Raw genomic sequence first — 20,143 nt, 5'->3', positions numbered from 1 at the left:
GTTGTTCTTAATAGAAAAGTGCACAGTTTTATTATTTTTTCGATATTAAAAGACCTGCTCACGGTAAAGCGCATGGCGGGCGAGTCCTACGGTTTTTACCACAAGGTGGGGTTGAAGGCGCTTATCGAAGAGTCCAGTTCTAGCAGCTTTCGGAAAACTCACGAAGCTTTGCAAGCAAGCGAAACCCGACATAGTCGGATTGGTGTTTGTACCGACGTCGGTAGTAGCAATCCCAGTAACTGATCATGCGTGCTTGCGTCGTCTGAAAGTACGCCTGATTGTCTCGAATGAAACGACCGTAAAGCGCCGAATCGAGCGTGGGCAGATGCGTTTCAGCAGTTTCGAGAATCTGGATGACGTACTCGCCCGTCAACTGGATTACGAACGGGACAATCCAGGGCTCATGCACTGATAGAATGCGTTCCAGATGACGTTGACGCACATGACCATCGTGGTGCCGTGTCAGAAGACACGAGTACAAAATGCTCTGGGTTTCAGTCAGGTGGACAAAGATATCCTCATCACCTTGGTGATAAATCCGGTAGGGGATGGCCAATTCCTCCTCGCCGACTCTGACCTCTATGAATCGATGCATTGCCACGCGCGCCTGATGGAGCTGGCCCACAACCTGGTCGAGAGCCTTCGCCTCTTGTTCAAGACAAGACGGAAACGCCTGGTGTGCACGTTGGATCATCATTCACTGAATGTCTTTCAAATAGTCCTTAAGCGCAATGACTGGCGCTTCAAGCTGCTCCATTTTCTGCGTATTGCTGAAATCAGCAGACAACCTATGCAGTTCACGCCCAAGCGGCGTGTCAATACCACCTATAGCCTCCAGCGCCAAACCAATGCAGTGCGCCACTCGAAACTGAATCCCCTCGACATCACCCCGGCGCACCAGCAACCCAAATACCTCCCGCTCGTAATCGCTCATGATCGGATCATCCCGCAGAATCGGACTCAACCCCTCCGTCTCATAAGCCAGCTTGAGACAGAACAGAGCAACAGTTTCCAGCAGCAATTCCATGGGGGTGAATCCTTGAGAGGGGGCGTACCGACCGAGGATGCGAGAAATCAAAAAGCATCGCCAGCAAGCCGGCTCCTACAGGTCGGCAGGGCGTCAGCCACTTTATCGCAGACGAAAAAAAAGGCCTTGCAAAGCAAGACCTTTCTTAATTTTGGTGCCCGAGGGAGACTGTAGTCTTCCATGTAATCCGTGGCCTACAGCCAGATTTCACGGTTCGGGATACACGTAGGGATACAGCTTGCTTGGCCCTATGATCGCACAATCTCAGATATAGGCTAAAAATCCCCTATCGGTAGTCGAGAATCTAGCTGGTGTGGCAAGGATTGCAGCAATAGTAACAACCATTAATCCTTAGGGTGGGGTTAGCCGCTCGAGCGGCGCTTACAGCACCAGCGCACGATGTATGACTTCCCAGCGATGCCTGATTGGCAGGCAACGGCATGAACTGACAGCCAGTCGTCGTGTTGTGCACTTCGTAGTCGCCATTTGCTTGAACGTTTCTATTCACGATAAATGATGGCATTTGCTAGTCCTCGCTTCCGTGTGTCGGATCGGTAATGACTCAAGAGTTCTAACCATGTGTGCCGTACTAGCGGAAATCGCGATGGCTAGCAGTGATGGAGGTTAGCTGCAGCATGGCAGAAAGCAATCAGTCGCCAGAAAGCCGCCGGGGACCCTGGGACTATCTGAAGGACACGGGGTCGGAAACCCGCGGGACTGCGTTAGTGGAAGGATTTCAAAGTTACTGAAATTTCAGCCATTGAAATCGAAAGAATTCTGGTGAAAAAAGGCCATCGTTACCGCACCGGTAACGATGGCCTTTTGTGTTGATGATTTTGGACACCTTAGGCCGTCAACCGAGTCAACCTGTCAACCAATGTAGAAAAATCAGCCACTGCCAAGATCGCGCGGGTTTTGTGCCCCGTGTCATTCAGAAATGCTCAGGGTCCCCGGCGACTTCCCATCATCTTGTGCAATTTCACTGGTGAACTGCGTGTTCACCCGGTTCACCTGTTCACTAAGCTGGGTACCTGTCCGCTAACAAAGTCCGGCGGGTTTCCGACCCCGTATATGTCTCTTTTGCTCAGGGTCCCCGGCTCCTGCCGGAATATCTGCGCTGGTGGAACGCGTTGCTGATGGGGGGCGGGGCGGATGTACAGAAAACGACGTGTAACTGGTGTTACAGGTGTAGCTTTTCTATTCAACCTATTGATATTGTTGGATAAAATAGGCGTTACACTGGCTCGCGCCCCCTGTGGTTCTCGGTGTAACAATTACAAAAGGTGTAACGTTTTTAGCTTGTACCGGCTGCCATGCCGCCAATCGATCAACCGAGAAAAACGAGATCTGTTCTCCCATCACGGATCGACGGTTAGTCCAATAAACCCTGAGAAGGTTATCTGTGCATCCCTATGGCCTTCTGCCGGTATTCAAGGTAGCGAGCTGTACCGGGTATCATTTGCAATCTAAGGAATTGCACTTACACGGATAAGGAATCAAGGATTGAGCGGCTACGTGCCAAACACCCCCAAGGGCCACCGCTACAGCGGCGTAGAACCTGTAGACACTCATGCCCAGCGTTGGGCTGAGTACAAGGACATTCCCACCAAAGACCACCCCAAACCAAAGAGTTTGGGGTGTGTGTTCGCCAAGAGCTGCGATCTGCCTGACGGTGTGATCGATCACAAAAAACCGTCTGGCTTCATCCCTGTCGAGAAGGTAGGCAATTACGGTGATTTCGCCATTCTCGGTGGCCGTGAAACGGACGCACAGGGAAACATTCCACTCAAGAAAATCAGCGGTTCACTACCTGCAACGCTGGGAACGCTTCTTTTAGGCGGGGCTACCGCATCAGCCGCTACTGTCTCCTGTGGTGGTTTGTGCACTGCTGGTGCTGCTGTAGCCACTGAAACTGCTGCAACTGGGGCCGCTGGTGGATCGGGGGTACTCACTGCGGGTGTGGCTGCTGGTACTTTGGCAGGTATTGTCGCCATGATGTGGCCGTCGAGCCTGGGCGATAGCAGCCTGTATACAGACGAACAGCTCAAATCCCTAAAAGAAGGCCGCACACGCGTTCGGATACATGTCGAACAGCAAGCAGATGGCACCTTGAAGGGATACGGGTACAACACTCAGAAGCGCACCGACTGGGAGATGATTCCGGTCGTGCAATTCGTTGAGCAAAGTTCTCAGCAGGTGGCAGACTTTGGCAACGGGGTAACGCTGATTTGGACGCCAGCCATTGACCCATCCAGCACCTCAGGAATTCCACCGTTAGAGGGCGCACCCCAAACACCCCAAATATGGATCTATCCGCCTACGGAACAGGCAGATAACATCATCGTCAGCCCGATCTACCCCGATGAATACAAAGACTTCATCCTTGTGTTCCCGGCTGACTCCGGTATCTCGCCGCTGTACATCGTTATCAGTGCCCGTCATGCGCCGGGGATAGCTACAGGGAGGGGCGAAGATGTAACAGGGGTCTGGCTCGCAGATGCTGGTGTCGGGCTTGGTGCGCCAATCCCTACGCGGATAGCGGACGCATTGCGAGGCCAAAGTTTCGGAACGTTCGATAGCTTCAGGCGGGCTTTCTGGAAAGCTGTAAGTAACGACCCGGAGTTACTTAGCCAACTGAGCGAGGACGATCAGGCGCGTGTGCTAACTGGTAATGCGCCTACGGTTCGATTCAGAGATTCGGTAGGAAAACGGGTGACGTTCGAAATACACCATGTCGAACGAATCGTAGACGGTGGGGCGGTGTACGACGCGGATAACTTGAGGGTGAATACCCCACGAAACCACATTGACCTTCACAAGAGAAAGTAGGCACAACATGGAAGATATTTCTGATTTCACCGAAGTCGAATTCATCGCCTTCATCAAAAACATTCGAGTCGTTAACAAGGGCGGCACTGACGATGAGCTGGGTGGACTGCTTGACCAGTTCAGCAAGCTTGCGGGGCATCCAGATGGCTACGATCTGATTTTTCACCCAGAACCCGGTGCGGACAACTCTGCCGAGGGCGTCACTAAGACAGTGAAAGAATGGCGCGCTGCTAACGGCCTGTCGGCATTCAAAGAGGGCTGATTCAAGTGCCTGGCCCACAGTGTGCCGCAAGCTGCCCGCCCGCTAAAATTCTGCGTTTATTTAGAGTGATAACGTGCAGGCACGGATTGGGGCGCAGTGCTGGCGACAGCGGCAGGTGGGGGAGACGGATGACCTGTTGGCGTTGAAGGGCGCGTTCCACTGCAACTGAGTTAGGCGACTACTCAGAATGATGTGCTCCTGACTGAGCATCCGGTTCTTGGCCTTCTCCCGCCTGTCGCAACCCGCCGAGAGGGGGCAGAGAGCGGCCAAAAGCGCACCATCGCTTGCCGGGAGCTGACGTTGAAAAAAAACGCAGATACTGTATATTCATACAGCTTAAATGGAATCGTTGGTGCCGCTTGGCCATCATGCATTTGAGGTGTATACAGAAAGATGCCGACATGGATGTCCTTCAGTTGCGTTTGCGAACGATGCCCGTGTCTTAATTTCTGACCTGTGAGTCGAATTCTTGCAGGCTAATAAGCGGGGGTAACAGTTTGAACACTTTATCGACTTCTGTTAATCAAAGTGAACTTGAATCTATAGATGATGGTTTAGCTTCTCCTCCTAGCTTTGAAATTGTAGCAGCTATTACTGCCTCGTTAGAGCGAGATGTAGAGTTGCAAGGGAAGCCATTCAAGTACGTAATGGGAACAGTCTGGAACCTAAAAAACCCTGCCACTGTAGAGTTTATCGAGCAGGTAGAAAAAAAGTTTAGAAAGAAGAATAAATTTCACAGCTATTTTTCTGGCCTCCCATCAAATCAGACTCCACAAAATCTGCAGAAGTATATCGATGCCGATCTTGAGTTCGGAGATTTTGCTAAAGCAGAGATGAGGCTGCTCACAAGTTTCGCTAACGAGGCTGAGCGAGCGTCTCTTTCGGGCGGAAATCTTGTTTTTATTCATTATAAAACGTTTGGCGACGAGGATGATTATGGTCGTCTGATGGTAGTAATGGTGGATAAAAAAGGCGCTTTTGAATTTGACGAAGAAAACCTAGAGCCAAAGAGGTTGCAGCCTATCGATACTGATGCACTGAGGCAGGCAGCCATGTTCGATTTAACGCTGTTCTCAGCTATTTACCCAGAGAAGTCTGGGGCTGCTTATCTCCACTTCATCGAAGGTAGATCTAAGTCAGAGTTTTTTAAATCCGCTTTAGGGTGTGATAGCGCTGTATCTAATAAGCAAAGCGTTGCAAATCTTTTTGAAGCGATCAAACAGTTCTCAATTTCAAATGCTGTAAAAAGCTCTGTGCAAGAAAAAATAACTGAGAAGGTCTACGAACATATCGAGAAGAATATTGGCAAGCAAGTCGCTTTGGTAGATATCCAGCATATAATCGATAAGCAATTGCCGGATGGACATGCTGCAGTAGGGCAGTTTTCGGAGTATGCGAACGAAAATGGTCATCAAGTTAACTCAATATTCGAGGCTACAAGGCACGCACTGAACAAGGGAGTGTCAATCCAGATAAAGGATTTTCAGAATAACTACTCTGTTTCTGTCAAAGCTAAGTCAATTGGTTATTCGGGTGCAAATAAGCCTGTAATTGTCGATGAAGAGTTGACATACATTATGATCCCATTATCGCCTGAAGATCGTGAAAACATTCGTTCGGCAATCGGAACTACTGAGAATTAAATGAGACAGATAGCTTCGTTGCTCGATGCTTCCACGCTCCAGATAGATGATGGTTATCTGGAAGTGTACTCCGACGTAAAACATCTGGAAGCCTTGTACAATGCTGTCTGTGATCTAGGTTATACGGGTGAGCAGTCTATTGCTAAAACGGGTGAAGACTCCTACCTGTCGCTAAATTTAAGTGTCGATTCTTGGCCTGCCAATTCACCATTCCATCCAAATATGATGGATTTTTGGCAGCACTCACTCGCTCGAAAAGATTTGCCCGAAAACTTCTACATTATCGACGGTAAGATTTTCAGCGGGCAAGAACCTGAATGTCAGGCTATCGGCAGTATTAAATATTATTTTCAGTGGCGAGCATTGTTATCCTCACTAAAGGATCACGGAGGAAGCGAAGGGGTAGAATCAACACTAGTTTTTTTTATCAGCACCGAGAAGGGTGCGAAGATGTACGAAGTGAACCCTCGTCGAATTGATTTTTCTCAGGTTTTAGAGGGATTCAAAGGTTTAGGAGAAGATAAAGACATTGCTAGCTTGGCAGAAGTAATTGCTATAGAGGACGGGCATCAGAAAGAGAGGCGAGATGTATTAAGGGCATCACTCGCTGAGTTATTGGAAGAGGAACACTCAGGGCCAACTTCTGCATGGTTGCTCAAACAGGGTGCTAGACTAAAGAAAAAGTATCATGAAAATTATGATGTGTATCTTCATAAATTTTCAGTTAATAAGCTATTGTCAGAGATCGAAGAAAAATCGACGGATTACATTTCAAAAATAAATGATTCAATATCTTCTAGTCAGGCTAAAGCATTTGCAATTCCTGGTGCGTTGATCGCAATTGCAGCGCTAATAAAGAATGCAGATTTGTTTTCACTTCTATTTGTTTGTGCCGGCTTGCTCAGTGTGAGTTTTTTGACCTTTGTGGCGAATAATATTCATTGCGAAGCTTATGGGGCGCTCAAGGATCAAGTGCAGCGATCACTTAAAAGATATGAAATAATTAAAAATGAAGATGCTGTCAGAGTCAGCGCCGAGGAAGCTAAGAAGAAACTGTTAAATCTGATTGAAAAGGCAGTGAATAGGCTTAAGCTGATAAACTACTTGTCTGTTGCAATTTTTCTTCTTGGTGTTGTCTATACTGTGCTTACTAGTCCTGAAGCTATTATTTACGCTCAGCGACTATTGATCTATGTGGTGAGTTGTTTTGGTGTTTTCTATGGCTCTATCCCATCGTATAGTTCTGTAAGTGATTTAAGTTTTGAGCTTGGATTTAAGCATTGGGTTGGGTTTCGTTAAATCTAAGTGGCGAACTTTATGAGTTGGTCTGCGTAGTTTGCGCTGGAGAGTGCGATATGAGGCAATATCAAGGGGCAGTTTTTTTTGTAGATATGCTGGGAGTTGGCGCATTAACGCAAAACCAAGTCGCTCTCAGCGCACACGATTTTAAGGTATGGGGGATTTCATCTTCACCCCTTCCTTCCGCTAATCTATTTTGTGGCCAGCTACTGACAGAGTTTCGATCCTGCCTCGCATCAATCAATGCCTCTCATAAAGATGTCAAAATCGCTCAGCTTTCTGACTGCGCATATATTTGGTCAGAGAACGTCGTAGCTGTTTTGGATGCGGCTCGATCATTTATGTGGAGCTCCGTAAGTCTAGGACTGCTGTCTAGAGGTGGGATCGCTTACGGTGAGATTGTTGAGCCTAGTAAAGTCAATAGGTCTATCGGCCATTTTATCTTAGGAGGCGCCGTAACTCGTGCGGTGGGTTTGGAAAAGTCTGGAAAAGGGTGCAGAGTATTTATTGATGACTTTATTTACGAACACTCGACGACTTTAGCCGATAGTCCATTCAAGCAGGGCGCGGTAAATGTAATAAAGAACCCCCTTGATGGTTCGTTAGTTAAAGAGTTTTGCTGGTATAAAACAGCTGGAAGTACTGGTGATTGGCAGCATGAGCAACATTATGGGGCTAATCAGATAATTACGTTATTGACAAAGCTGCAGTTCTCTCCGCGTTTCAATTGGAACGAGTCGAGCCGTCAGGGGCAAGCTCAACTTGCATGCAGCATTGATGCTGTTTCTCACAGCACATGTGAATTTATTGGTAATGGTAATTATATAACGAAAGGGGAAGAATATATCTTGTCATTAGGTCATCGCGACAAACGCTGCTCGCGCTCTTTCGAAACTATACTCGAATCACGACTGGACGATGTCGCTAGGTTTTTTATTGATGGCAAACAAAAAGATATATTTCTTCATTGGTTAGAAAAAAAAGGAATCGATACGTAGCCGGTTTGCTCGGGTAATTTAATGGCTGTGATATTCGATGGTCTGGACAATTATAGTTCAAGGAAATGATCAATCGAGCGTTTGCTGTTTGCTTATAGCCCAAAGCGATATTTAACTTCGCACGTAGAAAACGTCGGTAGTGAAACTTGGTCGACACAAGGCATATCAGATTACGTCGACCTTTTTGTTCTAAGCGTAGGCACAAAAAAAAGGCCCGTCTGGGCCCTTTTTCAGGTGAAGCTATTTTATTTCTTCAGCCATCCCTCAACTACATCGGCGCCGTGCTCAGCTTTCCACTCTTTCAACGCCTTGTGATTCCCACCCTTGGTTTCGATGACTTCCCCGGTGTTCGGATTTTTGTAGACCTTTAGTTCGCGTGGCTTGCGTGTGCTGACGGCCGGAGCTGCGGCTTGGCGCCGCGCCGGGGTTTGCGGCTCTAGAATGTTGATGATGTGCTTCAGGCTGAACCCGTAGTGCTCGAGGAGCTTGCGCAGCTTCGTTTCGAACTCAATTTCTTTCTTCAGTCCGTCATCACCTTTCAGTGCCTCCAGTGCCTGGAGCTGCTCAGCGAGGTGTTTTTCCAGCTGACGGTATTCTGAGAGTTTGGACATTTTCATTTCCTTGTTCTGACTGGCTGTACGTGATTATTAGGATAGTAGCGGTGGATACAAGTTCAGCACTATTTCCGGCGATTCAGTTGGCTTTCAATATGCGCCATCTCCGATTTAATCGCGTTGATGGTTAGTGTTTGGATCGGACTGGTTTTGCCCGGCCCTGCGTTGATGGTCTTCAGCAGGGCATTGAGATGCGCCTTTCGAGTTTTGAGCGTGTCAGACCAGCTCGCGCTGTTCTGTATTGGTTTGTTCATTACGTTCATCCCTGCGTTGTTCTGGATTGTTCATATCTTCGGGCTGCTGCGGTACCGGCAGGCTGTCGAGCTGGATTAAGTCCCGCGCGCGGTATTGGCGTGAGCGACCTGACAGCTCTTCCCACGTCCACTTCCCAAAGTTTTCACCTTGTTCAGGAACGGCAAGCTTCATCAGCCCTATCTGGTCTCGGCCAAGCAGGTTGTAACTCGCCCATAGCTTTCCGCCCGCCTCGAACAACGCTTTAGCGGCTTCATTCCATTTTTCTTCGAGTACCGTGTGCGAAAGCAACAGAGCCGTGCGCTCAATATCTTTATGCTTTACCTGTGCTTCTGAGATGTATTTATCTACGGTGAGCAACTCCTGCTCCAACGCGGCTATGATCAAGAGTTGCCGACGGTTATGTTCAGCGGCGGTTGTCAGGTTCTTCGCGGCCTTTTGTGCGTCGGCGTTGGCAGTTTTCTCGCCTTCGGTGTCACCCCACGCAACGGCCTGCGCGTACGCAGTGGCAGCGTCCGTTTCGGCCTGACGGGCTTTGGTCATATCCTCCACCGCCTGTTGTTGGATCTGTTCCAGGCGGGTACTCAGGCTGTGGCGCTTTTCGTTTAGCTCCTGCTCATCAGCCTTCCAGTTATCCATGGCCTCGATGTAACCCGTCATCAGGGAATCGCAATTGGCGAGGTTTTCTCGGCGATTGATTCGCCGGTCCAACAGATCGGCATTGAGATTGCGCGAGTCGAATTTGCCTTTCAATTCGTTGTACTTGTCCCGCAGTTCGCGCTTGCGATCCGGTTCGATAGCGTCGTCGCTTTCCAGCACCGTTTCGAGTGGCAGCATTTCGGCATGCAGCGTTTCAGCCTCGCTGCGCAATTGGTCGCGTTGGTCTTTCAGGTCTTGAAGCTCGTTCATCTGTTTAGTCTCTGTGCAATTCGATTGTGGGTTGGTTGAGTGGCTGGCGAGGCCGGGAAAGCCGGCGCTACCTCAATCAGCAGAGATGCCCTCAGGCAGCCCGAGCCTCGCTCTCATCCATTCCCGGAATCGTCTTCACGACGTAGCAGCGTTGCGTGCCTAGACCGGGCAACCGGATCAAACTCGATGCCTTGCCATCACCTCCGGGCTCCAGAACACCGCGCTGTAGCAGTTCCTTGTTCACGGCAGTGATGTTCATGCCTCGGAAGATCTCCGAGCGCCATAACTCGGGGAGCACGTAATAGGTGTTGGTGGTGTGCAGGGAGTCGCCCAAACCGTGCTCCAGCGTCTTGCGAAAGCCGAGACGGTCGATGGTGCGCGGGCCGTGTTCGTCGATCTTTGCGGCTGCCGATTCCCAACGGGTAAACCGACTTTCGCCAAAGCGCTCAATGACCTGGCGCAGCCGCGCCAAGATCGCATCACCCTCGAAGTTCCCGGCTCCGCCTCGCTCGTTCATCCATGCGTTGAGGCAGACGCGAGCAGCGGTGGTGGCCGTACCGTCCGGCCAGCCTGTGATACCCATCGCGGTGGCCAGCTCACCCGCTGCGGCCGCGAGGCCGAAACGTGCGGCGGCACGGTGTGCCTGTCCGCTGGCCGAGGCTGGTAGCGACTGGGCGATAAACCCTTCCAGCGTGCGGCGTAGGATGGCGGACCAACCGTGGCGCTTGCCCGGTTCGCACAGCGCCGTGAGAAAGGCGGTAAGCGGTGTGCCGTAATACTTCGCTACCCGTGCCTTCAGCGAGTCGGCCAGTGCCGCCGCATCCTCAAAACCGTTGAGTGTGTCGAACATGCCGAGGCCTTTGCTCGCATCGGCCGGGACAGCGAGCATGCGTACCTCCATGCCCGCTTTCAGCTCCTTGTTGGCCTCAGCCATGTGCTGAGCCAGTGTCTTCTCACCGGTGGAGAGAAACAGCAGACGCCATTCCTGTACCTGTCGGCCTGCTTGGCCTCGGTCATTGGCGCGGGCCTTGCCGGTGCCGTTGCCAAGCATGTACACCGTTTCGCCGATGATGCGCGGGTCGCACATGCCGATTTCATCCAGTACCAGAAGGCCATCGGAATGCGCGGCGGCGATGGATTCGAGCGCGTTGTCGGTGGAGCGCCAAGAACGTACAAGACGTGGCCCGCCGTAGATCGAGGCGGCAACTTGCAGGTGCGTGGTCTTGCCGCCCGAGCTGTCGCCGTATAAGTGAAAGCCACCCGATTCATGGCCAAGCATGTGTAGCAGGGGGCCCGCAAAAGCCACGCCGACGACAAACGCCAATCGATGATTGCCGACGCACAGTGCGCCGATCTGCTCCTGCCACTGCTCAAGCGTGCCCGCTTCGCTGATCGGCGGAAGCTGAGAACCGGCCTCGTAAAAGTGCAGGTGTTCGCTGTGCGCGCCGACCTGTTGCTCTGGCAGTAGAAAAGCGCTGTCGTGCCAGCCCAAGCGAGTGACCAGTCGTGCCCGTTGCGCGCTGTCGAATCCGCCGAGGTAACTTTGCAGGTCGTTGCGTGCATTGCGTCCGGACCGACTACCGGCCAGACGCAACCCCATGTCTACCAATGGGCCAAGTACGTCTTTGCCGAAGTCGCCGGTCATGGTGCGCGCCGGGATGTTCCAGCGTTTTTTGGCGCCGTCGGGATCGTCGAACTCGACCAATAGGCCCCAGTTCTGGCCTTTGTCGTCGCGGGTGCGAGCTAGGATTTCCAGAGGCGAACACACCGGCCGCGCTTCGCCGTCGTCGCCTGCATAAAACACGCCTTCTGACGTGAGGCGAAAGCCACCGGGCATCAGGTCATTCTTTGGCTTCGAGGGACGCTTGGCTGGTGCTTTTGCCTTCGGTTCCGGGCTAGCCTTGGCCTGCTCAGGCTCCGATTTTTCCACAACTAAACCGAACAGTTCACCGCTGCTTTCCAGATTGGTGAAGTGGGGCGCTGTCCAGCCTTTGGCAAGCGCATCGGCTGCATCGTCGCCGTCGTCCCATTGACCACCTTTAACGAAGTCAGCGGCGCCGTTCTTCAGTGTGGGCTTGCGCTTGAACACCTCTAGCGCGATGACTCGCACCGACGCGGCGCCGATCTCGCGCAGCTTGTCGGCTACGGTTTTCATGCAGGCTGTACCGCTGACGTCATTGTCTGGCCACAACAATACATCGCGACCTTTGAGCGGTGTCAGGTCGGCTTTGTGCCAGGAGTTGGAACCGTTCGGCCAGCAGGTGGCCACGTGGCCCGGCATCAGTTCTGCCGCGGCATCGGCAGCTTTCTCGCCTTCGCACAGAACTACCGGTGCGTCAGCGCGTTGAACGAGTTCATCAAGGCGCAGCAGTGGACGCGGATCGGGCAGGCCCTGCCAGCGCCATTGCGTGGTTTGGCCATCGGTGCGCTGACACCATGTCAGGGGTGCAAAGACCTTCTTCGGTTTGCCGTCCTCGTCAGGGGCGAGGTCGAAGCGGTAGAGCGCCATGAGCGGCTGGCCCTGAGCATCGCGGTAGATCCACACCTTGGAAGGCACGCCGTGCTGCCGATGCTTGGCCGGGCACTTGTTCATGGCCTCGGCCGGGATCGACTGAATGGCACTCCACTCAGGCGCTTTTGCCTTGGCAGGCGCTAGCTTCGCGTTGGCGGCGCCGGGCGATACGTTGAGCAGGTCTGCCAGTTTATTGCAGGCTTCGACGTCCGTGCCGCCGTCCAGATAGCGCACCAGATCGATCAGGTCGCCGCCCTTGTCGCCGGTGGCAAAGTCGGACCAAGTGCCCTTGCTCAAACTGATCTTGAGCGAACCGGAGCGCTTATCGCTACGGGTTGGATTCGGAGCGGTGTATTCCTTGCCGCCGTCGACGCGCTTGCCGTTGGGCAGCCAGTGCGACAAGACACGATCAATGTCTTTCAGCGCGGCGGCTTTCACGTCGGCGAAGCTTGGGCGTTTTTTGTTGCTGTTCGGGCGCTGGCTCATGTGTCAGCCCTCGACAGAAACAGTGCGTCGTTGATGTCATCGATCAGGGCTTTGGCCATCTCGCCAAGGTACAAAGCAGGCCAACTGAAACGCTCACCGCTGTCACTCATGGCGGCGTCGAAGTTGAGTTGGTTGGCGTGATGCTGCAGCAGGGAAACCATCTCCAATGCATCCTCGACCGGTACTCCGGCATTGACCCGGAATAACTTCAAGTCGGTGGCGTTCACGCGAGTAAAGGTGGCGTGCCCCAGCGTGGTGGAGGTGGTCATAGCGCACCGCCTTTCTGCACAGCAGGCATCGAGGTGGAATCGCCGTGCAAGGTCAGCGTCTTAATCAAACCAAGGGTGCCGCGCACGTCCCATAGGACGGCCGCAATGACGTGATTGGCAAGGCGCGAGGAGTCGCTTTCAAAGTGATCTTCAAGCAACGTCAGCACCGAGTCGGCGCGATCAATGGCGCAGGTGATAGCGTCAATCGGCACTCCGGCGCTTGCGGCAGGGTTAACGCAAAGCAGGTCTTCAGGTAGAGCAAACCTAAGGGCGTTGTTCATTGGGCACCGCCTGCGGTTTCGAGTGCGCGGGCTTTGGCCATGTGGCTGTTGTAGCGGGAGAGTCGTGTAGCGAGACTGGAGTTTGCGTGTAAAGCGGCGAGAGCCATTGCACGGTGTGCAGCGGCGCGATTTTTGAACGGATTGAAGGCGTGCATGAGATGGAACTCCAACTTTAGTTTGGAGCTGCCACGTTCGTTACCAAGCGAATGGGTGGCAGCTGTGCGCAGGTTGGTAAACCGGGAAAGTTGGCACCCGGCAGACCCGAGGGTCTCCCACGCACAGCCACCGCAAAACAGAAATGCGGGCACAAAAAAAGCGCCTGCTTTCAAATGGGGACGCTCGTGCGCCAACTTGATCGGGTTACCAAGCCCGGTCGCTGAATTTGCAGCGACGGCCGAAGAGTAACGTCCGTTTTTGGAAAGTGCAACTGCGTTGATAACTTGCGGAATTTTCAGGTGCGGCATAAATTGTTCGTGCATGTAGATTGACCTCAACGCCTCCGGATCGCCCCCGGAGGCGTTTTCATTTCAGGCGTGGGCTTCCCAGCGCAGGGAAAGGAGGGGCAGGAAGCCACCGCTGAGCATCGATCGTGCATCTTCGTAGGCTTGCGTTTGCTGGCCTTCGTCGGCGATCACGGCTCCGATTTTTTCGCAGTGGAGGGCGAGGGCACACCAGGTGCCGTCGGCCCAGCTGATTACACTGACCACTCGACCTTGTTTGTCCTGTTGGCTGCGATAGCGCTCAAGGCGCTGCATGAGGCGGGGCGAAAAACCAATCCGGCGCAGTACCGAAAACGGATGCATCAGAGCGTTATCAGCGATCTTTTGTTTCATGCTGCCTCCTGCGCCAAGGCGAACAGCGGCGGTGGCGTTTCGCCCTTGAGCCAAGCCAAAATCTTGCTGTCTTCGGCGCAACGTCGGCGGTGTTCGACGGCCATCACATCGCGACGTTGTGCCAAGCATTCATCCACGTACTCGGTCAGATCCGAGGTCAATCGCATGCTTTTGTGAAGGTTCTCGGTACCGGTTTTTTCCACGGCGAGATCGGCATCCGTGATGCGTTGCCATACCGCCGGATCGTTCGCGTACCCAGCCGATTGATCCACCAGCCAGTAGGTGACCCAGTCGGTCATGCCTCGCGTTTTCAGTGAAGCAAGACGGCTTTCGCTCATGGCGAAATAGCCGGTGCCGTAGACGCTCGAAAACTTTCTGCGCACCGCATTTTTACGGATCAGTTCTGGCAGCTCCCAAGGGTTGGCTCTGAGTGGAAGCACGAGACCGTCAGGGGTGAAAAAGAACGCTTCCTGGTCTTCGCCGTTCCAGCTCACGCCCGCGATGGTGCGATGACGCCAGTTGATCGCTCCGGGCTGATAGAGGCGGAATCCGATGCTGTACGAGTCGAGAAACGGCCCGTTGAATGGGCAGTAGTTGCGCTTCATGCTGCCACCAGGTCACGGGCGGCGATACGCGCTCGTGTCCACGCCTGTACCTCTCCCAATACCCATGCAACTGGAGCACTTCGGGCGTTGCTGTTACTCAGCTTCACTGGCAGCGGGAATCCGCTCTCAGGTTGGCGCATGAGCTTGTAGATGGTCGGGCGTGCGAGCCCTACGATTGAGATGACCTCCGGCATACGAATGAGCGTCGTAGCGGGGTCGTGCGAGGCGATGGTTTTTAGTTGGGTAGTCATAGCGATCTAAACCTGTGTGAATAGAGACAACAGGTCATACGCTACGGAGGGGAGAGGGAACGGACTGTGTCTGTTCCCTTTTTTTATTTCAAGGGTCTGAGGCCTAGGGCGGTCAAATGCTCTCGAATGGTTTTTTTTGTGCCATGTACTGTTTGATCGAAAAGAAGGTTGGTTAGCTCCGCATCGCTGAGGCTTCGCTTCTCAATCTTGCGTCCATCAATAATCGTTTCTGCGGCAGCCTTGATTTTTGACCGTCGATCCATGGCTTCCGTTTGTGTTTTTGAGCTGGGGTCTAGGTTGCCTTTACCTGCTTCTTGGCCACGCCTCGTTGCTTTCGCTGAGAAAGCTTCGTCGAGCATTCGGTGCATTAGACTTGATGTGTTGAAACCATTTTTGGATACATCCATGTGCTCCACTTGTTGATAAAAATTTGCCATTAACAGCGTCTGATTAGCCTCTCCCATAAAAACAGCGAATTGCTCTCGTGCTTGAATTTCAAGTCCGCTACGTCGGTATCGTTCTTTCTCGATGAGGGCGAGGTACTGGCGCGGCGATTCATTTCTCAGTTGCTCTATCAGGTCGGCATCAATGTCGTAAGTCGCAAGCTCAAGCTCGAATAGCCAATTCGCGAGGACCTCCAATGCTTGGGTGCCGAGCACTAGGGCGAAGGCCGCGACCAGTTGCGAGTCCGTCGCCTGATGATTGAAGCCTGGGAGGTGTCGAATCACATTTGGCAATGAGCCGGCTTCCGTAGCACTAGCATGTTCATCGATTACGTCACGGAGTCGAAACAAGGTTCCTGTGACGCGCTCGGCACACAGCGCGTAGGCGCCATCATCAAGCCAGAATGAAGTGGCGGCGTTGATAAGATCGAATGCTTCTCGAAAATAGTAGGTGAACTGCGGGTACAGCGCTAACTCTAGAACTGCAGTTTCGATATCGTCCATGTCCCTAATTAGGCATTCGACGTCGACTCCTGCAATTTCCAGCTCCGCTAATTCAGTGTCCAGTTCAATATCCATTCTGGCTCCCCCGTCGCCCCGAAAACGGTGTGTTGTCGCAGCGGCGCGCGTCATATGGAGAGGCCGCCAGCGGGAGTGAAGGGGTTTGAATCCTGTTACACGACTCAGAGATGTTACACATAGAGGGGGACGGTATTGTGCTGCGTGTAACTAGAAAATAATGCAATAAAAACAGTGAGTTAACGTTATTTGTTACACCTGTAACACGCGTTACACTGGTTTTGCAGTGGGTGCGAGGAAGGGAAGTCATATTGCCTTTCCAAACTGGCCTTGCACCACATTGCCGACTGCAAGTCCATCAAGATGATCGGCATACCACTGCATCATCGTTACGCGCTGCTCTAAGTATTGAGCTTTGTTATAGACCCCTGAAATACCTTCTTCCTTGTGTGCTAGCTGCGCTTCAACATGCTCCTTCGGCCAGCCATGTTCTCGAAGTAACGTGCTCGCTGTGTGTCGAGTACCATGCCCAACGAGGCGACCTTTGTAGCCGATGGTTGCGAAGACTTTGTTTATTGTGTTTTCACTGATGGTCGGGTTCTTGGCTCCTACTCCGGGGAAAAGCCAGCGACTCCGTCCTGTTAGGCATTGCAGTTCCTTAAGGGTAGTAACAGCTTGGTGGGGCAAAGGGCACACAAAATCCCGACGCATCTTCATCTTGGCGGCAGGCGTAGTCCACATGGCTTTCTCAAGGTCGAACTCTTTCCATTCAGCCAGGCGAACCATTCCCGGGCGCGATGCTGTCCATAAACAAAGCCATGCAGCTGTGCGGGCTGTCAGTCTGCTCGGAGTGTTTTTGAGTGCGTGAAGGAATTCAGCCAGTTCAGGTTCCAGCAAGTGTGGGTGTTGCTGAGTCTTAGGGGCCTGCGCTGCAATGTCACGAAGGCGGCTGCCCGGATCGTTTTCAGTAAGTCCTAAGCCGATAGCACGGCCGAAGATCTGGTTGACCCAGGTGCGACACTTTTCCGCCACGTTGTGTGCGTTTCGGGCTTCGAGGGATGCCTGAAGATTCGCGCAGTCTGTACGGGTGATTTCATCGAGGGGCTTATCTCCCAATGCTGGGAGTATGTCTTTGTCGAGGTAGGTGCGGATTTTGTTGAGGGTGGAGGTAGCGAGGCCCTTTTCTTCTTTGGCCTTCAGCCAAGCTTCAGCAGCCGCTCGAAAGGTTCGAGTCTTGGCAGCGTTAATGGCTGCTTTGGCAGATCTCTTCTGTTCGAGAGGATCGGCACCGCTACTGACGATTTTGCGTAGATCGGCCGCTTTGTCCCGTGCCAATGCACCGCTTACTTCCGGGTAACCCCCAAGCCCCATCCAAGCCCAATTGCCCGCCGGACGTTTGTAGCGAAGCTGCCAAGACTTGCCTCCATCAGGTTTAACCCTTAAGTAGAGGCCGTTTCCGTCCAGCTCTCGGTATTCCTTTGATTCCGGCTCCAATCCCGCAAGCGTAGTGTCTGCGAGAGGGCGGCGCTTGATGTCTGCGCGCTTCATCCTTGTATCCCAAAGTTCGGTATTTTTGTCAGGATACAAGCAGGGATACAGGGATACAACGGATAAGGGGATACAGAAGTAGATAGCCAGACACAAAAAAACCGGCTCAAGTGGCCGGTTTCTTTGGGTCTGAGAGTCTGGTAGAGACTTTCAGATACTGCTATATGGTGCCCCGAGGGAGACTCGAACTCCCACTTCTTGCGAAAACGGATTTTGAATCCGCCGCGTCTACCAATTCCGCCATCAGGGCTCAATGGCGGCGAAGTATAGAGATGAGATTACCGTCGGTCAATCAGGTACATAGAGAATTTTCACTATTTCGGCTAGACTTCCGGCCCCTGCTAGACGAACCCCATCATGCGCGTTGCTGACTTTACTTTCGAACTCCCTGATTCGCTGATTGCTCGCCACCCTTTGGCCGAGCGTCGCAACAGTCGCCTGTTGACCCTGGATGGGGTCAGCGGCGCCCTGGCGCACCGTCAATTCACTGATTTGCTCGAGCATTTGCGCCCGGGCGATTTGATGGTGTTCAACAATACCCGGGTGATTCCGGCGCGGCTGTTTGGCCAGAAGTCTTCCGGCGGCAAGCTGGAGATTCTGGTGGAGCGGGTGCTCGACAGTCATCGCGTGCTGGCCCATGTGCGATCCAGCAAGTCGCCGAAACCGGGTTCGAAGATCCTGATCGACGGCGGTGGCGAGGCTGAAATGCTGGCGCGTCATGATGCGTTGTTCGAGCTGGGGTTTGCCGAAGAGGTGTTGCCGCTGCTCGACCGCGTCGGGCACATGCCGTTGCCTCCTTATATAGATCGTCCGGATGAAGGCTCGGACCGCGAGCGTTATCAGACGGTGTACGCCGAGCGCCTGGGCGCGGTGGCGGCGCCGACGGCGGGGCTGCATTTCGATCAGCCGCTGATGGAGGCGATTGCCGCCAAGGGCGTCGAGACGGCGTTCGTGACCTTGCACGTGGGGGCGGGCACGTTCCAGCCGGTGCGCGTCGAGAAGATCGAAGACCACCACATGCACAGCGAATGGCTGGAAGTCGGCCAGGACGTGGTCGATGCCGTCGCGGCTTGCCGGGCTCGCGGTGGTCGCGTGGTGGCGGTGGGGACCACCAGCGTGCGTTCGCTGGAAAGCGCCGCGCGCGATGGCGTGCTCAAGCCGTTCAGTGGCGACACCGACATCTTCATCTACCCGGGCCGGCCGTTTCATGTGGTCGATGCCCTGGTCACCAACTTTCATTTGCCCGAATCCACGCTGTTGATGCTGGTTTCGGCGTTCGCCGGTTATCCCGAAGCCATGGCCGCTTATAAAGCCGCTGTGGAGCATGAATACCGCTTTTTCAGCTACGGTGATGCGATGTTTATCACCCGTAACCCCGCACCACGTGGCCCTGAGGACAAAGAATGAGTCGCCAAAGTCGTATGTCGTTTGAGTTGCTTGCTACTGACGGCAAGGCTCGTCGCGGTCGTTTGACCTTTCCACGCGGTACCGTCGAGACCCCGGCCTTCATGCCGGTGGGCACGTATGGCACCGTCAAGGGCATGCTGCCGCGGGATATCGTCGCGACCGGCGCGGAGATCATTCTGGGTAATACCTTTCACTTGTGGCTGCGTCCTGGCACCGAAGTGATCAAGAAGCACGGCGACCTGCACGATTTCATGCAGTGGAAAGGCCCGATTCTGACCGACTCCGGCGGTTTTCAGGTGTTCAGCCTGGGCGCGATGCGCAAGATCAAGGAGGAGGGCGTGACCTTCGCTTCTCCGGTCGACGGCGCCAAAGTGTTCATGGGCCCGGAAGAGTCGATGCAGGTCCAGCGTGACCTGGGCTCGGACATCGTGATGATTTTCGACGAATGCACCCCGTACCCGGCCGACGAAGACGTCGCACGTATTTCCATGGAGCTGTCGTTGCGTTGGGCCAAGCGTTCCAAAGAAGCCCATGGCGACAACACGGCGGCGCTGTTCGGCATCGTTCAGGGCGGCATGCACCAGGATTTGCGCATGCGCTCCCTGGAAGGCCTCGACCAGATCGGCTTCGATGGCCTGGCCATCGGCGGTCTGTCGGTGGGTGAGCCCAAGCACGAGATGATCAAGGTGCTGGATTACCTGCCGGGTCAGATGCCGGCTGACAAACCTCGTTACCTTATGGGCGTTGGCAAACCGGAAGATCTGGTTGAGGGTGTGCGCCGCGGTGTGGACATGTTCGATTGCGTGATGCCAACCCGTAATGCCCGCAATGGGCATCTGTTCATTGATACTGGTGTGCTGAAGATCCGAAACGCGTTCCATCGCCATGATGATTCGCCGCTCGATCCGACCTGCGATTGCTATACCTGCCAGAACTTCTCCCGCGCTTATCTGCATCACCTGGACAAGTGCGGCGAAATGCTGGGGAGCATGCTCAATACCATCCATAACTTGCGTCATTATCAAGTGCTTATGGCTGGTTTGCGCGAGGCTATTCAACAGGGTACATTGGCCGCCTTTGTCGATGCCTTCTACGCCAAACGCGGGTTACCTGTTCCGCCTTTGGACTGAGTTTTCTGACCCCAAGATTCAACATT

21 protein-coding genes and 1 tRNA gene are annotated in these 20,143 nt (G+C 53.4%); 7 read left to right on the top strand and 15 right to left on the bottom strand.

Annotated elements, in window-relative coordinates:
• Positions 1–139: 139 nt before the first annotated feature.
• Both ACA051_RS24145 and ACA051_RS24140 read right to left on the bottom strand, forming a co-directional pair.
• Positions 140–697: a hypothetical protein gene (locus ACA051_RS24145; RefSeq protein WP_497372223.1), complete on the bottom strand. Its 558-nt coding sequence runs from the start codon at positions 695–697 to the stop codon at positions 140–142.
• On the bottom strand, positions 698–1,027 hold the full coding sequence (locus tag ACA051_RS24140; RefSeq protein WP_497372221.1) for a hypothetical protein: 330 nt from the start codon (positions 1,025–1,027) through the stop codon (positions 698–700).
• A 1,503-nt stretch (positions 1,028–2,530) separates the two neighbouring features.
• Here ACA051_RS24140 and ACA051_RS24135 point away from each other — a divergent pair.
• The 5 genes from ACA051_RS24135 to ACA051_RS24115 all read left to right on the top strand — a co-directional run bounded on the left by ACA051_RS24135 (position 2,531) and on the right by ACA051_RS24115 (position 8,058).
• A complete protein-coding gene (locus tag ACA051_RS24135; protein ID WP_497372219.1) occupies positions 2,531–3,856 on the top strand; it encodes an S-type pyocin domain-containing protein in 1,326 nt (441 codons plus the stop codon).
• A 7-nt stretch (positions 3,857–3,863) separates the two neighbouring features.
• Positions 3,864–4,118: a bacteriocin immunity protein gene (locus tag ACA051_RS24130; RefSeq protein WP_497372217.1), complete on the top strand. Its 255-nt coding sequence runs from the start codon at positions 3,864–3,866 to the stop codon at positions 4,116–4,118.
• Between the two features lie 497 nt (positions 4,119–4,615).
• The gene (locus ACA051_RS24125) at positions 4,616–5,761 is read left to right on the top strand and encodes a nucleoid-associated anti-phage protein (RefSeq protein WP_497372215.1); all 1,146 of its coding nucleotides are present in this window, start codon (positions 4,616–4,618) and stop codon (positions 5,759–5,761) included.
• On the top strand, positions 5,762–7,060 hold the full coding sequence (locus ACA051_RS24120; RefSeq protein WP_497372213.1) for an anti-phage protein: 1,299 nt from the start codon (positions 5,762–5,764) through the stop codon (positions 7,058–7,060).
• 56 nt (positions 7,061–7,116) lie between these two features.
• The gene (locus tag ACA051_RS24115; RefSeq protein ID WP_497372211.1) at positions 7,117–8,058 is read left to right on the top strand and encodes a hypothetical protein; all 942 of its coding nucleotides are present in this window, start codon (positions 7,117–7,119) and stop codon (positions 8,056–8,058) included.
• Positions 8,059–8,303: 245 nt separating this feature from the next.
• Here ACA051_RS24115 and ACA051_RS24110 read toward each other — a convergent pair whose 3' ends face one another.
• From ACA051_RS24110 to ACA051_RS24050, 13 genes are all read right to left on the bottom strand, one after another.
• Positions 8,304–8,669: a histone-like nucleoid-structuring protein, MvaT/MvaU family gene (locus tag ACA051_RS24110; RefSeq protein WP_497375630.1), complete on the bottom strand. Its 366-nt coding sequence runs from the start codon at positions 8,667–8,669 to the stop codon at positions 8,304–8,306.
• Between the two features lie 68 nt (positions 8,670–8,737).
• Positions 8,738–8,926, bottom strand: coding sequence for a hypothetical protein (locus tag ACA051_RS24105; RefSeq protein ID WP_497372209.1), 189 nt, complete (start codon positions 8,924–8,926; stop codon positions 8,738–8,740).
• A complete protein-coding gene (locus tag ACA051_RS24100; protein ID WP_497372207.1) occupies positions 8,889–9,833 on the bottom strand; it encodes a chromosome segregation protein SMC in 945 nt (314 codons plus the stop codon). The genes ACA051_RS24105 and ACA051_RS24100 overlap by 38 nt, the downstream gene beginning before the upstream one ends.
• Positions 9,834–9,924: 91 nt before the next feature.
• Positions 9,925–12,831 carry a DUF927 domain-containing protein gene (locus ACA051_RS24095; RefSeq protein WP_497372205.1) on the bottom strand — a complete coding sequence of 969 codons (2,907 nt, stop codon included), beginning with the start codon at positions 12,829–12,831 and terminating at the stop codon, positions 9,925–9,927.
• A complete protein-coding gene (locus ACA051_RS24090; protein ID WP_497372203.1) occupies positions 12,828–13,100 on the bottom strand; it encodes a DUF3077 domain-containing protein in 273 nt (90 codons plus the stop codon). The genes ACA051_RS24095 and ACA051_RS24090 overlap by 4 nt, the downstream gene beginning before the upstream one ends.
• Complete coding sequence (locus tag ACA051_RS24085; RefSeq protein WP_497372201.1) at positions 13,097–13,381, bottom strand: hypothetical protein; 285 nt, start codon at positions 13,379–13,381, stop codon at positions 13,097–13,099. Before ACA051_RS24085 ends, ACA051_RS24090 begins: the two co-directional genes overlap by 4 nt.
• Entirely contained in the window at positions 13,378–13,860 is a 483-nt protein-coding gene (locus ACA051_RS24080; RefSeq protein WP_497375662.1) for a hypothetical protein, read from the bottom strand. The genes ACA051_RS24085 and ACA051_RS24080 overlap by 4 nt, the downstream gene beginning before the upstream one ends.
• 48 nt (positions 13,861–13,908) lie before the next feature.
• Positions 13,909–14,214, bottom strand: coding sequence for a hypothetical protein (locus tag ACA051_RS24075; RefSeq protein ID WP_497372199.1), 306 nt, complete (start codon positions 14,212–14,214; stop codon positions 13,909–13,911).
• Complete coding sequence (locus ACA051_RS24070) at positions 14,211–14,819, bottom strand: hypothetical protein (protein ID WP_497372197.1); 609 nt, start codon at positions 14,817–14,819, stop codon at positions 14,211–14,213. Before ACA051_RS24070 ends, ACA051_RS24075 begins: the two co-directional genes overlap by 4 nt.
• Positions 14,816–15,070 carry a helix-turn-helix transcriptional regulator gene (locus ACA051_RS24065; RefSeq protein ID WP_007903543.1) on the bottom strand — a complete coding sequence of 85 codons (255 nt, stop codon included), beginning with the start codon at positions 15,068–15,070 and terminating at the stop codon, positions 14,816–14,818. The genes ACA051_RS24070 and ACA051_RS24065 overlap by 4 nt, the downstream gene beginning before the upstream one ends.
• 83 nt (positions 15,071–15,153) lie before the next feature.
• Positions 15,154–16,092, bottom strand: coding sequence for a hypothetical protein (locus ACA051_RS24060; RefSeq protein ID WP_497372195.1), 939 nt, complete (start codon positions 16,090–16,092; stop codon positions 15,154–15,156).
• 246 nt (positions 16,093–16,338) lie between these two features.
• The gene (locus tag ACA051_RS24055; protein WP_497372193.1) at positions 16,339–17,580 is read right to left on the bottom strand and encodes a tyrosine-type recombinase/integrase; all 1,242 of its coding nucleotides are present in this window, start codon (positions 17,578–17,580) and stop codon (positions 16,339–16,341) included.
• Positions 17,581–17,745: 165 nt separating this feature from the next.
• Positions 17,746–17,830, bottom strand: a tRNA-Leu gene (locus ACA051_RS24050).
• 107 nt (positions 17,831–17,937) lie between these two features.
• Between ACA051_RS24050 and queA the strand changes: the two genes are divergently transcribed.
• Positions 17,938–18,987, top strand: coding sequence for a tRNA preQ1(34) S-adenosylmethionine ribosyltransferase-isomerase QueA (gene queA, locus ACA051_RS24045; RefSeq protein ID WP_497372191.1), 1,050 nt, complete (start codon positions 17,938–17,940; stop codon positions 18,985–18,987).
• Between the two features lie 14 nt (positions 18,988–19,001).
• Positions 19,002–20,117, top strand: a complete 1,116-nt coding sequence (gene tgt / locus ACA051_RS24040; protein WP_191635033.1) for a tRNA guanosine(34) transglycosylase Tgt — start codon at positions 19,002–19,004, stop codon at positions 20,115–20,117.
• Positions 20,118–20,143: the final 26 nt, after the last annotated feature.

This window comes from Pseudomonas sp. LBUM1669 (assembly GCF_059695705.1).
Note: the sequence above shows the minus strand (reverse complement) of the source record. Positions and strands in the feature narration are given on the sequence as shown.

Bases quoted from the DNA above. Each gene is read 5' to 3' on its own strand.
- ACA051_RS24145 (WP_497372223.1), bottom strand. From the start codon at position 697: ATGATGATCCAACGTGCACACCAGGCGTTTCCGTCTTGTCTTGAACAA.
- ACA051_RS24140 (WP_497372221.1), bottom strand. From the start codon at position 1,027: ATGGAATTGCTGCTGGAAACTGTTGCTCTGTTCTGTCTCAAGCTGGCT.
- ACA051_RS24130 (WP_497372217.1), top strand. From the start codon at position 3,864: ATGGAAGATATTTCTGATTTCACCGAAGTCGAATTCATCGCCTTCATC.
- ACA051_RS24120 (WP_497372213.1), top strand. From the start codon at position 5,762: ATGAGACAGATAGCTTCGTTGCTCGATGCTTCCACGCTCCAGATAGAT.
- ACA051_RS24115 (WP_497372211.1), top strand. From the start codon at position 7,117: ATGAGGCAATATCAAGGGGCAGTTTTTTTTGTAGATATGCTGGGAGTT.
- ACA051_RS24110 (WP_497375630.1), bottom strand. From the start codon at position 8,669: ATGTCCAAACTCTCAGAATACCGTCAGCTGGAAAAACACCTCGCTGAG.
- ACA051_RS24105 (WP_497372209.1), bottom strand. From the start codon at position 8,926: ATGAACAAACCAATACAGAACAGCGCGAGCTGGTCTGACACGCTCAAA.
- ACA051_RS24100 (WP_497372207.1), bottom strand. From the start codon at position 9,833: ATGAACGAGCTTCAAGACCTGAAAGACCAACGCGACCAATTGCGCAGC.
- ACA051_RS24095 (WP_497372205.1), bottom strand. From the start codon at position 12,831: ATGAGCCAGCGCCCGAACAGCAACAAAAAACGCCCAAGCTTCGCCGAC.
- ACA051_RS24090 (WP_497372203.1), bottom strand. From the start codon at position 13,100: ATGACCACCTCCACCACGCTGGGGCACGCCACCTTTACTCGCGTGAAC.
- ACA051_RS24085 (WP_497372201.1), bottom strand. From the start codon at position 13,381: ATGAACAACGCCCTTAGGTTTGCTCTACCTGAAGACCTGCTTTGCGTT.
- ACA051_RS24080 (WP_497375662.1), bottom strand. From the start codon at position 13,860: ATGCACGAACAATTTATGCCGCACCTGAAAATTCCGCAAGTTATCAAC.
- ACA051_RS24075 (WP_497372199.1), bottom strand. From the start codon at position 14,214: ATGAAACAAAAGATCGCTGATAACGCTCTGATGCATCCGTTTTCGGTA.
- ACA051_RS24070 (WP_497372197.1), bottom strand. From the start codon at position 14,819: ATGAAGCGCAACTACTGCCCATTCAACGGGCCGTTTCTCGACTCGTAC.
- ACA051_RS24065 (WP_007903543.1), bottom strand. From the start codon at position 15,070: ATGACTACCCAACTAAAAACCATCGCCTCGCACGACCCCGCTACGACG.
- ACA051_RS24060 (WP_497372195.1), bottom strand. From the start codon at position 16,092: ATGGATATTGAACTGGACACTGAATTAGCGGAGCTGGAAATTGCAGGA.
- ACA051_RS24055 (WP_497372193.1), bottom strand. From the start codon at position 17,580: ATGAAGCGCGCAGACATCAAGCGCCGCCCTCTCGCAGACACTACGCTT.
- queA (WP_497372191.1), top strand. From the start codon at position 17,938: ATGCGCGTTGCTGACTTTACTTTCGAACTCCCTGATTCGCTGATTGCT.
- tgt (WP_191635033.1), top strand. From the start codon at position 19,002: ATGTCGTTTGAGTTGCTTGCTACTGACGGCAAGGCTCGTCGCGGTCGT.